Source organism: Pseudodesulfovibrio nedwellii, from assembly GCF_027923765.1.
Taxonomy (GTDB): Bacteria; Desulfobacterota; Desulfovibrionia; order Desulfovibrionales; family Desulfovibrionaceae; genus Pseudodesulfovibrio; species Pseudodesulfovibrio nedwellii.
The window spans coordinates 3,663,133-3,675,870 of sequence record NZ_AP026709.1 but is presented as its reverse complement, the minus strand read 5'-3'; the positions used below and the strand labels follow the sequence as shown (position 1 = coordinate 3,675,870).

13 protein-coding genes and 1 riboswitch are annotated in these 12,738 nt (G+C 53.1%); of the genes, 12 read left to right on the top strand and 1 reads right to left on the bottom strand.

Annotated elements, in window-relative coordinates; all coding sequences use genetic code 11:
* The first annotated feature begins 8 nt into the window (after positions 1-8).
* The 8 genes from SYK_RS17155 to SYK_RS17120 all read left to right on the top strand — a co-directional run bounded on the left by SYK_RS17155 (position 9) and on the right by SYK_RS17120 (position 8,009).
* Positions 9-734, top strand: coding sequence for an Hpt domain-containing protein (locus tag SYK_RS17155; protein ID WP_281761490.1), 726 nt, complete (start codon positions 9-11; stop codon positions 732-734).
* A 10-nt stretch (positions 735-744) separates the two neighbouring features.
* Positions 745-2,427, top strand: a complete 1,683-nt coding sequence (locus SYK_RS17150; protein ID WP_281761489.1) for a chemotaxis protein CheA — start codon at positions 745-747, stop codon at positions 2,425-2,427.
* Positions 2,423-2,603, top strand: a riboswitch (cobalamin riboswitch). It overlaps the preceding gene by 5 nt.
* A 121-nt stretch (positions 2,604-2,724) precedes the next feature.
* On the top strand, positions 2,725-3,708 hold the full coding sequence (locus SYK_RS17145; RefSeq protein ID WP_281761488.1) for a sirohydrochlorin cobaltochelatase: 984 nt from the start codon (positions 2,725-2,727) through the stop codon (positions 3,706-3,708).
* 9 nt (positions 3,709-3,717) lie between these two features.
* The gene (locus tag SYK_RS17140; RefSeq protein WP_281761487.1) at positions 3,718-4,749 is read left to right on the top strand and encodes a FecCD family ABC transporter permease; all 1,032 of its coding nucleotides are present in this window, start codon (positions 3,718-3,720) and stop codon (positions 4,747-4,749) included.
* 3 nt (positions 4,750-4,752) lie between these two features.
* Positions 4,753-5,541: an ABC transporter ATP-binding protein gene (locus SYK_RS17135; RefSeq protein ID WP_281761486.1), complete on the top strand. Its 789-nt coding sequence runs from the start codon at positions 4,753-4,755 to the stop codon at positions 5,539-5,541.
* A complete protein-coding gene (locus SYK_RS17130) occupies positions 5,538-6,443 on the top strand; it encodes an ABC transporter substrate-binding protein (protein WP_281761485.1) in 906 nt (301 codons plus the stop codon). Before SYK_RS17135 ends, SYK_RS17130 begins: the two co-directional genes overlap by 4 nt.
* 55 nt (positions 6,444-6,498) lie before the next feature.
* Complete coding sequence (gene cobI, locus SYK_RS17125) at positions 6,499-7,209, top strand: precorrin-2 C(20)-methyltransferase (protein WP_281761484.1); 711 nt, start codon at positions 6,499-6,501, stop codon at positions 7,207-7,209.
* A complete protein-coding gene (locus SYK_RS17120) occupies positions 7,206-8,009 on the top strand; it encodes a sirohydrochlorin cobaltochelatase (protein ID WP_281761483.1) in 804 nt (267 codons plus the stop codon). Before cobI ends, SYK_RS17120 begins: the two co-directional genes overlap by 4 nt.
* Here the strand turns inward: SYK_RS17120 and SYK_RS17115 are convergent.
* A complete protein-coding gene (locus SYK_RS17115) occupies positions 8,006-8,389 on the bottom strand; it encodes a PilZ domain-containing protein (RefSeq protein ID WP_281761482.1) in 384 nt (127 codons plus the stop codon). The genes SYK_RS17120 and SYK_RS17115 overlap by 4 nt on opposite strands.
* 116 nt (positions 8,390-8,505) lie before the next feature.
* On the opposite strand from SYK_RS17115, the gene SYK_RS17110 reads away from it, so the two are divergent.
* From SYK_RS17110 to lipA, 4 genes are read left to right on the top strand one after another with little or no spacing between them, the layout of a single operon-like run.
* Entirely contained in the window at positions 8,506-10,053 is a 1,548-nt protein-coding gene (locus tag SYK_RS17110) for an ASKHA domain-containing protein (protein ID WP_281761481.1), read from the top strand.
* On the top strand, positions 10,043-11,173 hold the full coding sequence (locus SYK_RS17105; protein ID WP_281761480.1) for a small ribosomal subunit Rsm22 family protein: 1,131 nt from the start codon (positions 10,043-10,045) through the stop codon (positions 11,171-11,173). The genes SYK_RS17110 and SYK_RS17105 overlap by 11 nt, the downstream gene beginning before the upstream one ends.
* Positions 11,173-11,832, top strand: a complete 660-nt coding sequence (gene lipB / locus SYK_RS17100; RefSeq protein WP_281761479.1) for a lipoyl(octanoyl) transferase LipB — start codon at positions 11,173-11,175, stop codon at positions 11,830-11,832. Before SYK_RS17105 ends, lipB begins: the two co-directional genes overlap by 1 nt.
* Positions 11,762-12,631: a lipoyl synthase gene (gene lipA / locus SYK_RS17095; protein WP_281761478.1), complete on the top strand. Its 870-nt coding sequence runs from the start codon at positions 11,762-11,764 to the stop codon at positions 12,629-12,631. The genes lipB and lipA overlap by 71 nt, the downstream gene beginning before the upstream one ends.
* Positions 12,632-12,738 lie beyond the last annotated feature (107 nt).

The window sequence follows — 12,738 nt, the reverse complement described above, 5'->3', positions numbered from 1 at the left end:
GATAGCTCATGAGCGAAGATCCTATGATCGAAGAGTTCTTCTCCGAGGTCAACGACAAATATTACCCCCAAGTCATGGAAGGGCTTGAGATGCTTGAAGGTGCCGACCTCGGCGAAGGCATCGAGATACTCGCACGCCCGTTGCATACGATTAAGGGCGTGACCGGATTCATGGCGGGTTTTGAAGAAGCATCTCACTTCACCCACAAAATCGAGGACTTCCTGAAAAAGGTCCAGTCTGGTGAAGTGGAATCCTCTTCGGAGAACGTCACCCTGCTTTCGCGGGGTGTGAACATGATCTTTCAGGTTCTTGAGCAACTCCGTGACGACAACCTCGACGTAGAAGAACAGGAAGAAGTCCTCTCCCTCATAACCGAAGCTTCAAGCAGCGGTATAGCCGAGGCCGAAGTCCTTGGTGCAGGCGTCGAAGTGGAAATACGCGACACTGTGACCATCATCCGCGTCAAAGACATCCGCGTCCATCAAGACATACACTTCAAACCGATCATTTCTGCAATTCTGGGAGTCGAACCGGGCGATTCCATTCTGCTCGACCTCTCCGAAGTGCTGACTTTCGGCTCCGGAGCCTGGGGTGCTGTGGCCAGTATGGGGACGACATTCAAGATTGCCGCTTGCAATCTCACACCAGATGCCAAAGTAACATTGTATTCCTGGGGATTCGACCAGACCATTGCCGTCTACCCGGACGAAGACACCTATTTCACGACTCAATAAGGGGAAATTCATGCAGGACAGCATTATTCAGTGCATTGAGGACATAGAAAAACAGATCCTCGAAGTAGACGCCACCGGCCAGGGAGCCGGAGAGGTTGTCGATGCACTCGGCCTGTCGCATATGCGCCTCTCCTCTGTCGGAGTCATCGCCATTCTCGACATGCTTTCGGACGGGATTGCTCCTGTCAACGCAGACATCACCACCGCAATGCTCGGTATCTGTGAAGCACAAAAAAAATTCTTCTTCGCTCTGGGGGGCTTGCTCGACAACAGTGCCGACGCTCTGGCCAAGATCGAAACCAAATCCAAACCTGTTGTCCAAGAATCTGAAGCCGAAGCGGCCATGGCATTTGAAGAACCAGCCACGACAACAGCCGAAGTCGAACAGGAAAAAGAGGCTGATGCACCCAAAGAAAAAGAAAAAACCGAGTCTAAAAAGGCCAAACCGGAAGCCAAGCCTTCCGCACAGGCAATCTCATCCATCCGCGTCAGTACAGACAGACTGGACCGAGTGATCGAACTGGTGGGTAAACTCATGGTCACTTACGCAGTCATCGCCCAAGGTGGCGCAAGCAACATGAATCAGGTGGCCTCTTCCCTGCGCGAGCTCGACAATGTCATCAGCAGACTCCAGCAAGAAGTAAACGCCATCCGTTTGGTACCACTCAAACAAATTTTTATGCCCATGCACCGTCTGGTCAAAAGTCTGAGCCAAAAGATCGGCAAAAAACTCGACTTCGTTGTCGAAGGTGATGAACTCGCTCTGGACAAGACCATCGTTGAGAGCCTCAATGAACCATTGGTCCACCTGCTGAGAAACGCTGTGGATCACGGACTGGAAGACCCTGAAGGTCGTAAAAACGCCGGCAAGAAAGAAGCCGGTGTCGTCACTCTGGCTGCATGGCGTAAAGGTGATAACGCCTATATTCAAGTCAAGGATGATGGTCGTGGACTTGATCCAGACAGGATTCTCGCCAAGGCCCTTGAAAAAGGACTGGCTGACCCCGAAACTGAATACGAACAAAAAGAAATCCTCCAGTTCGTCCTCCAGAGCGGCTTTTCCACAGCTGAACAGGTCACGGATGTATCAGGCCGCGGTGTCGGGATGGACGCGGTGGTCAACGCCATCAAAGTAACACTGGACGGCGATGTTGAAATCGAAAGTACACTGGGCAAAGGGGCAGCCTTTACCATTGAAATCCCTCTCGATCGCTCAGCCAACGAAGGCATCGTCGAAGCCCTGGTCTGCAAAGTTGGTGGAGATACCTTTATCGTTCCCAGCAGGGATGTGATGGAGATTTACATGCCACGCCTCAACGACGTGGTCGCGCTGCCCGATGGACGTGAAACCGTGGACGTCCGTGGAGAAGTTCATTCACTACTTAGACTGGCAGACCTTCTGGACCTGATTCCAGAACAAAACAATATAGAAATGGCTCAGGCCATTGTCGTCCGCGTAGGTGATTACAAAGCAGCCGTTTTGGTCGATGAAGTGCTCAAACAACAGCAAGTAGTCATCACGGGCTTCACAGTCCCGGTGGAAGAAATCTTCCATATCCCTATCCTCGGTTACGGCATGATGGGTGAGTCCGACGCATTGGTTATCGACACTGAAAAAATGATCCAGCATTTTCAAGAACGTATGGAACAGGGAGCTACAGCCAGCTTGACACGATCAGCTCTACAAGCATAGTAGACCCCTTCTAGGTGTCCGAAAGGACTTCATAGGGAATCCCGTGTAAATCGGGAGCGGACCCGCCGCCGTGACGCCCCGCCAGACTGCTTTCATTCATGCCACTGAGGACTCTCCTTGGGAAGGCGAAAGTAGAAGGGGCCAGCCGGAAGACCTGCCTAGAAAGCCATAGGTTTTGCCTCGGTGGTACGAGGGCTTACCACTACAGGTACGAAGGGATAAAACGGTTTCCCTTCCTCGAAAATCGTCGAGGAAGGGTTTTCTCATTTCCCCCAATCAGCCTCTCTTGGAGTTGTCATGTCTATCCACAGACTCAATGTCGTACTTTTCTCCTGTCTTCTCACGGTCCTCATGGTGGCCCCGGCGCAGGCCGGACATCATGAAAAAGGCCCGGTCAAAGACGCTATCGTCCTGGCCGCATTCGGAACATCGTATCCCGAAGCACTCAAATCCATCCTGAACATTCGCAACAAAGTTGAAAAGGCCTACCCCGATACTCCGGTCAAACTCGCTTTCACCTCAAGCATCATCCGTGACATTTGGCATGAACGCCAAAACGACACGGCATGGCAGAAAAAAAATGCCGGTGTGCCTGCTGACATCCTCAGCGTCAAAGGTCCTTTGGCAACCATCGCCGACCTTCAGGACGAAGGCTACAAGGCTATTGCGGTGCAGTCCCTTCATGTTTTTGCCGGTGAAGAATTCTCCGACTTGACCCAAACGATGATCGGCTTGCGCTCCATTCGCGCCCTCAAGGCCAAATCCGTTCCCTTCAAAAGCTTGCGCCTTGGCCGTCCGGCTCTGGGCATGCCCGGAGATGTGTATCCGTACACTGACGACATCGCCGATGCCACCAAAGCTCTCAAAGCTGACGTCGATGCCGCCAAAAAAATGAATGCTGCTCTTGTCTACATGGGACACGGCAACGATTTTTTCTCCACCGGCATTTACGCCCAGTTCCAAAGTGAAATGCAGAAAACATACGGTCACCCAATCTTTGTGGCCTGCGTTGAAGGCTATCCTGCTTTCGATGACATGCTGGTAAACCTCAAAGCTTCAGGGTCAAAGAAAATCCTGCTCAAGCCCTTCATGATCGTTGCAGGCGACCACGCTTCCAACGATATGGCCGGTGACGAAGACGATGCATGGAAAGTCATGCTGACCAAGGCGGGTTTTGACGTAACCATCGACCTGAGCGGTCTCGGTTCTGTCGACACATGGGCTGACATTTACGTACGCCACTTGAAAGACGCCATGGCTCAAACGCACATGCTTCCCTAAAAAGATATAATGACCGTCGCTTCTCGTATATCCATCAGCAAAGGGGCAACCCTCACTCTGCTCGCAGTCTCACTGGCCGCGTTGGTGATCGTTGCTACCGGTCTTGGCTTCATTCCGGTCTCACCGGGTGAAGTCATGACAGCGCTGACGGATGCTCTGCGAGGGGCGACGGACTCCATAGACCCGCTCAAAACAAGCGTTATTTTCGAAGTACGTCTTCCCCGTATTCTCACTGCCACAGCTGTGGGCTTTGGCCTTGCAGTGGCCGGCACAGTGTTTCAAGGGTTACTCCTCAACCCACTGGCCGATCCTTTCACGCTGGGCGTCTCTTCCGGCGCAGCATTCGGAGCGGCCTTGAGCCTTTTGCTTGGCCTGTCATTCTTCGGGCAGGCAACACTGTTGCTCATGGCTTTTGCCGGAGCAACGACCACGCTTTTCGCGGTCATCGCCATGTCAGGACGCGACGGAGAATTGTCGCCCACTAACTTGATCCTGGCAGGCGTCATTGTTTCCGCCATTCTGTCCGCCGGACTGAGCTGCATCAAATATCTGGCCGACGAAAAAGTATCAGTGATCGTGTTCTGGCTTATGGGCAGCTTCGTAGCCCGCACCTGGACTGACGTCATCCTGACCGCCGGAACCGGTATATTCGGCTTTGCGGTCTGCCTATTTTTCGCCCGAGACCTCAACATCATGAGTCTGGGGTCTCGCTCTGCCAAAAGTCTGGGCGTGGATACGGGCAAAGTTCGTCTCATACTTTTGGTCACGGCATCCCTGATCAGCGCGGTCTGCGTTTCCGTCTCCGGGGTTATCGGCTTCGTGGGATTAATTATTCCTCATCTCATGCGCATGATTATCGGGCCGGACAACCGCTGGCTTCTTCCAGCCTCAGGCTTGAACGGAGCTATACTATTACTCGCAGCCGACACCCTGACCCGCACAGGTTTGCCCCATGAAGTTCCCATTGGCGTTCTCACCGCGCTCATCGGTGGCCCGATCTTTTGTTGGATATTCACCCGCTCCAAAAGGCGCCGGGGGTAACCCATGCACACCGCCACCTTCACACTCAATACTGTTTCCTTCGCTTACACCGACACCCCGGTGCTGCGCGACATCAACCTTGCCTTTGAGCCAGGCCACTTATACGGCATTGTCGGCCCCAACGGCAGTGGTAAATCCACCTTGCTTGACCTGTTGGCCGGACATAGCTCTCCAACAAACGGAACCGTTGAACTCAACACAACTCCGGTGACATCCATCACCCCAAAGACACTTGCTCAGCAGTGCGCTCTGGTCCCTCAGGAACTCGACTTCAATTTTCCATTCACGGCTTTCGAGACCGTGCTCATGGGGCGTCATCCACATATCCAACGGTTCGCCCGTCCATCAAAAAACGACCTCTCTATCGTCGAAAGCTCGCTGAAATCCATGGACCTCGGCGACTTGAAAAATCGATATATGGCCGACTTGTCCGGTGGAGAAAAGCAACGTACTGTCGTGGCACGAGGACTGGCACAAAACACACCGGCTCTGCTCCTTGACGAACCAACTTCATCCATGGATATTCGTCACGCACTGACCACCATGACCGAACTCAAACGGCTGGCATCCGAAGGAAACCGGACCATTGTGGCCGTACTACACGACCTTAATCTGGCGGCAGCCTTCTGCGACACTCTCGTTATCCTGAATAAAGGCCGAGTCCACGCGCATGGAAGCGTCGAAACAACCCTGACCCCTGAAACCATCAACGCTGTTTTCCGCATTCAGGCTCATGTCCTGAACACGGACAAAGGCCTGCACATCTCTTACGCTTTAAAGGAACTCTCTTGATTCGTATTCTCTTCTCTTTCATCTGCATACTCATGCTCTGCACACCCGCTCTGGCGCGAACCATCACCGACGACTCCGGGCAAACTGTCAATTTTGATAAACCGTTTACACGCATCATATCGCTGTACGCCGCTCATTCCGAGAACCTCTTTGGCCTCGGTCTGAAAGATGAAATAATAGGCGTCAGTCGAACCGAAGACTACCCGGCCCTTGCCTTGCAAAAAACCGCTTTTAATGCACGAGACGGCGTAGAAAAATTTCTTGCAGCCAAGCCGGATCTGATTCTTATCCGCCCCATGTTAAAGCGTGGTTATCCTGCATTATGGAACACCCTTAAACGACATGGCATCACGGTCGTTTCTCTCCAACCAAACACCGTCAGCGATATGTACAACTACTGGCGTACCCTCGGCCATCTGACCGGTCGAGAAATGCAAGCTGAATATATGATCGAAGATTTCAAGGACGGCTTGGTAGAAGCTGACAAACGACTGGATGAATTCCCACTCAACGAACGCCCCACGGTATTCTTTGAATCCATTCATTCCAAACTTTCCACGTTCTCCCCCGGCTCCATGCCCCTGTTCGTTCTCAAAAGAGCGGGCGGAATTAACGTCGCCACCGACGCCAGACCGAGACGTGGCACAAACATCGCCTCGTATGGACTGGAACGACTGCTGGCAAAATCGAGCAAAATTGATGTCTATCTGGCCCAGATAGGTCCCATGAATCAGGTATCAATCAACACCATCAAAAACGGTCCGGCCGCATCCCGCATCATGGCCGTCTTGAACAACGGTGTTTTTCTGGTAGATGAACATCTTGTATCGCGCCCCACCATGCGACTTTTGCAAGGCATCGAAACAGTCCATGAACTCTTGCACCGGGTAGATCACAACTAACATTGGTACACAGCAGAGCACGAGTAATAGTGCTCTGCCAAAAGGAAATATCGTAATGAATAAAGGCATTCTCTACGGCATAGGCGTCGGCCCTGGCGACCCGGAACTTCTCACCCTCAAGGCTGTGCGCGCGCTTGGCGAGGTCGATGTCATCTTTGCCGCCGCATCTACCAAAAACGACTACTCCACGGCATACGCCATTGCCAAACCGCACCTCAGGGAAGGTGTACGAGTCATTCAGCTTGGGTTCCCCATGACCAAGGACAAGGACGAGTTGGAAAAGGCATGGACGGCCAACGCCGACATTGTGGCAGAAGTTCTGGATAACGGCCAAAACGCGGCCTTCCTGACGCTGGGCGATCCACTGACATACTCCACTTATGGATATTTACAACGCACTTTGCTCATCAAAGACCCGTCGATCAAACTTCAGGCCATCCCCGGGATCACCTCTTTTCACGCCGCGGCATCCAAAATAGGACTGGTCCTGTGCGAATCCAAAGAATCCCTGCTCATCACTTCCGGCGTCACAGACCCTGAAAAACTGGAAGCACAGCTTGACGTGGCGGACAATGCCGTTATTCTCAAGGCGTACAAAAACTTTGAAGAAATACGGGAGACCCTGACCCGGCTCCGCCTGGATGACAAGACCGTACTGGTCTCCCGGTTGGGCATGGATGACGAATCCATTCTCATGGACATCAAGGATGCACCGAAAACGCCACACTATTTTTCGCTGGCATTGGTAAAAAAGAACAAAAAATGATGAAAACAGCCATTGTCCTCGCCGCATTCGGCTCACGCAACAAAAACGCCATGGCCTCTCTCGATCACATCATCGAACGGGTCAATGAAGCATATCCCGATGTGCCAGTGCGCGTAGCCTACACTTCCAGCATCATCCGTGGTCATATGGAAAAAGCAGGCGAGGCAGTGGATTCCGTCCCCATGGCACTTGAAGGGCTCCTTGAAGACGGTGTGACCCATGTGGCCATTCAGTCACTCCACCTCATCCCCGGCACCGAGTTTCATGAACTCCTCAGTCTGGCCAATGACCAAATGCTCAAGGAAGACGGCTTCAACCGCGTAGAGGTGGGCTTCCCCTTGGTGGCAGGAGAGACAGGTCTTGAGCAGGTAGCCGACATCATCATGTCTATCGCAGAAGAAGGTAAAGGCGAAAACGACGCAGTGCTCTTCATGGGACATGGCACCCGGCATGACGGCAGCATCTACTATGAGGCCATGCATCGCGCCTTCCAGAAACGGGACAAGACCGTACACATGGGAGTCATGGAACATCAGAAAGAAGCGGGCATCGATGTCGTTATCGAACGATTCAAAGCGGACGATGTCAAAAAGGCGTACCTTGTTCCCTTCCTGTTCGGAGCGGGCTGGCACGTTGCACGCGACATGATCGGCGACTCCGAGACAAGCTGGAAATCCCGCCTTGAAACAGCAGGTATCAAATGTGAGCCGCTGTTAAAAGGAGCCGGAGAATACGACCGGCTGGTGGATATTTGGCTCAAGCATCTGGATGACGCGCTCAAACGCATGAACCGCTGCTAATCAAACCTGTATCGAATCTTTTTCCGCTCTTCCGCCTGTTCTTTCTGCTCTTCAAGCACCAGAGCGTGCAAGGCATCCATCTGCCGTCTGTCAGGATTGACGAAAACCAGACCGGTAAACATTTGCTTGGCCCGAACAACCTTGGCATGAAGATCAGTGGCCACCCGCTTTCCTTTTAGATACAAACTCAAGACAAAAACATCCCCCTCGCGCATACCCGTGGAACCGGACAATCCAAGCCCCGTAGGACTCAAATCCGAAGCCGAATACACGGAAGGCCGCCCGACAACCTTGACGTGCAAACCACTGATCTTGGCGCGATAAGCGATACGCTTACCAGAAGATTGTTTGACCGATACTTTAAATGGATTTTTGAACACGTTTTCCCCTTACGGGTACAATGATAACAGGCCAGTCCCCCCACTGCCAAGAGCGTCTAACAACATTTACATGGCTCGGCCCATAAGATAGTCTCCCGACACTAACGGAGAACATGGTGAGTATACGCATTCATACACATACCGGCGAACATATCGCCCTTGAGCCGAACTCCGGCGACACCTTGGCCCGCACCATTTTTTTGGGTGGCCTGTGGTATGGCGTGCCACTTTGCTCAGGACTGGGCAAATGTGGGCTGTGCCGGGTGCGCTATGTTAATGATACTCCGATGCATACTGCCGACGAAATAAAAAAACTCGGCGATGAAGCAGTTGCTCAAGGCTGGCGACTCGCCTGTCTGCACCCGTCAAAATCATGTGACATTGAACTGCCGGAACCTATACGTTCAAAACCGACCAAGCACACCCTTGCAGACACAACCGGAAACTTTTCTCTGGCCGTCGATCTCGGCACCACATCCATTCACTGGACTGCCCTTGTTGATGACGTCCCCGTGGCATCGGGACAGGAACTCAACCCGCAGACAGGTCTCGGTTCCGAGGTCATGTCTCGATTGGCGGTCGCGGCCACCCCGGAAGGGCGGACCGTGTTACGCGCTCTCATTCTTGATCGACTCACAGAGTTGGTACAGACAACGGCTGCCATGCTCGTCGGCTCATGTACCTCGCTCGTTATTTCCGGCAACTCGGTAATGACATACATCCTGCTCGGCATGAAACCGGACGACCTCGCCACCGCGCCGTACACACTGTCTTACACTGGTGGAGACGAACAACACCTGACAACCGAGCTACCGGCTGTATACATTCCGCCCCTACTCGCACCGTTTGTAGGCGCAGATCTTTCCGCCGGATTAACTGCGCTGGAATACGGACAAACGACCGATTACCCATTTCTATTGGCCGACCTCGGTACCAATGGAGAATTCATCCTCGCCCTGTCCCCGAACAAACGATTCTGTGCCAGTGTCCCCATGGGACCAGCTCTTGAGGGTGTTGGACTCTCCTTTGGACGCACCGCAAGCCCCGGAGCCATCACCGGATTCACCCTGACGCCTCGTGGTCTTGAAGCACTCTATTTCGACGACACAGCCTCCGAGCGAATCGGCATGACCGGTACAGGATATCTTTCGCTCGTCGCCATCCTGCGCAAGCATGGCGTGGTGAACGAATCAGGGCAATTCTGTACAGGCTCGACTCCGTTGGCAGCAAAATTGGCCAACAAGGTAACAACCATTCAAGGCGAACCGGCCTTTGTCATCAACAGCACGCTCCACCTTCCTGCTTCAGACATCGAAGAAATCCTCAAAGTAAAAGCAGCCTTCAATCTGGCCATGTCCGCTCTGCTTAACGCTGCCGACTTCGGTCCGGCAGGTCTGAAAAAAATTTACATTGCCGGAGCACTGGGCGAATATGTGAGCCTGGGTGATCTAGAAACTCTCGGATTCCTGCCCGCAGGTTGCAAAAACAAAGCAATTAAGGCAGGCAACTCCTCCCTGCGAGGAACTGAAATACTGACCACGAGCAAGCAGGCCCGGCAATTCGCCGAAGCCCTGCCCGACACCATGATCCAGCTAGACCTGACAAACGATGCGGGATTTGGTGATGAATTTATACAAAGGATGCGGTTTAGCTATGTCGATTGATGGACTCTTTCCCAATCTCACCCCGAAGAATGCGTCAGAGTTGGAACGTTTCGGTGCTCACCTGAAAAAGGTATGGCCCCTCAAAGGCAAACACCGCGACCACCTAAAATATGACATCAGGGACATGTCGCGAGGTCTTACCAATGAGCGCACCCAACGCCGCAAGGAATACATGACCGACGACAAATTCCTGTCGCCGTATCTCTACTATTTCCTGCCCTGGAACCTGTATCGCATGTCCCGGCTGTTTGCCGGTCTGGAACTGGATATCCCTGACGGTGGCGAAATAGCCGATCTCGGTTCTGGTCCATTGACTGCCGTGCTGGCTCTGTGGATGTCGCGCCCACATTTGCGCACCCGCAAGCTCAACTTCACCTGTATGGACCTCTCCCCCAAATCCATGCAGACAGGTCTCAAACTTTTTCACGCCATGGCAGGAAAAGATTCCCCGTGGCGCATCAAAACCGTCAAAGCCCGGTTCACGGATCGACTCCATAAAAAAGTCGACCTGCTCATGGTCGCCAACGCATTCAACGAACTGGACTGGTCAGGCCGAACCACGCGCACACAGGCTGAAATGCTGTCGAAACACATTGTGAGTTCGACAAAAGACACTGGCCGTATCCTGCTGATCGAGACAGGCGTACGTATGACCGGACGTATTATCTGTGAAATGCGTACACAAATGCTTGAGAAGGGCTTCAAGCCCATCGCCCCCTGCCCGCACTGTGAAGAATGTCCTATGCCTGCCATGGCCCAGAGTGCCCCGTGGTGTCACTTCAACTTCTCTGTGAAAGATGCTCCGAAATGGCTGGAAAAGATTTCAAAAGATGCAGAGCTTGAAAAGGACAACGTCACCCTTAACTTTCTCTATTTCTCCCAAAAGGGCAGTGACAGCTGGGGAGCAGTTCGGGCTATATCCGAACCATTCAAACTGCACGGCAACAGAGGCCAATACGCCTGTTCCGACCGCGGGTTGACTCTCATTGACATTCCCCCGAAGACCCGGTCACTCTTCCCGGGCCAAACGTTTATTCCGACATGGCCTGAAAAGCCGAAGACTGATCTCAAATCCAAGGCAATAATTCTCCCGTACACGCCAAAACCGACCAAAAAATAATGAAAATCATAGATCTCGGGCTGATCAGCTACAAAGAAGCCGAAGCCCTGCAACTCAAAACATTGGAAGCAGTCACAGCCGGTTCCGAAGACAATACCGTGTTCATCCTCGAACACCCCAAGGTTATTACGCTTGGCCGTCAGGGCGGAGCCGAAAACCTGCACATGGATGAGGCTTTACTGGCCGAACACGGTATCGAACTGGCCCAGACCACCCGTGGCGGAAACATCACCTGTCACTTTCCAGGCCAGCTCGTGGCTTACCCCATCTGGCGGGTCGAAAAACGCCCCGGCGGCATGAGAAAATTCTTCCACGACATGGAAGAGGCTGTCATGAACACTTGCGCGCATTTTGGCGTGCAGACCATCCGACGCCCCAAGCATCCCGGCGTATGGGTGGACGAATCACGAAAAATATGCTCAATGGGCATCGGCGTTCGCCGCTGGGTCACCTATCATGGTCTGGCTCTCAATATCGGCAGTGACGTCAGCCTGTTCAACGCCATCACACTGTGCGGCATACAGGGAGCGGTTCCCACTTCCCTCTCGGCAGAAGCCGGACAAGAAATAGATATGAAGGACGCTAAAAATGTCTTTGAAAAAGAATTCAGAAAAGCCTTTACGGATTCCGAAATGGTTACGCATCAAGCTGCCAAATAACGAAAACTTCACTAACACTTCTGGCCTGATAGCCGACCTGCACCTCAACACGGTCTGCCAGAGCGCCAAATGCCCGAACAAATGGGAGTGTTTTTCCAAGAACGTGGCAACGTTCCTGATTATGGGCTCGATCTGCACGCGCAACTGCGCCTTCTGCAACATCGTTTCTGGCGATCTCGAACAACTTGATCCGACGGAACCAGCCCGTGTGGCCGAGGCAGCCAAACGCCTCAAGCTCAAACACGTGGTCATCACATCCGTCACCCGCGATGACCTACCAGACGGCGGTTCCGCTCACTTTGCGGCCACCATCAAAGCCGTGCAAAAAATCATGCCCGATTGCACCATTGAAGTGCTCATCCCAGATTTCCAAGGCGATCAGGACGCTCTCAAAATCGTACTTGATGCTCGTCCCAACGTGCTCAACCACAACCTTGAGACCGTGGCGGTCCTCTATGACGACATCCGGCCACAGGCAAACTACCGTCAGTCTCTCGACGTGCTCGTCAACGCCAAACGCATGGCTCCGAACATTCCCACCAAGTCCGGCATCATGGTCGGTCTAGGTGAAAACGACGAACAGATCATGACGGTTCTCGACGATTTCGCAGCCGTGGACTGTAACATCGTCACCATCGGCCAGTACATGCAGCCCAGCCGCCAGCATCCCATGGTCAAACGCTATGTAGAGCCAAAAGTTTTCGACATGTACGCCGAGGAAGGCAAGAAACGCGGCATCAAGCACATGTTCAGCGCACCACTCGTCCGGTCAAGCTACAACGCGGCCGACTTCGTGTAGAGCCTCCGGCGGCTCTGGCCTGCCCTGGACCCGCCAGAGAACCTTTTGAAAAAGGTTCTCTGGGCTCTCCAAAACTTTAAGTGTCGCCTGCGGCGAAGGTTGCCTGT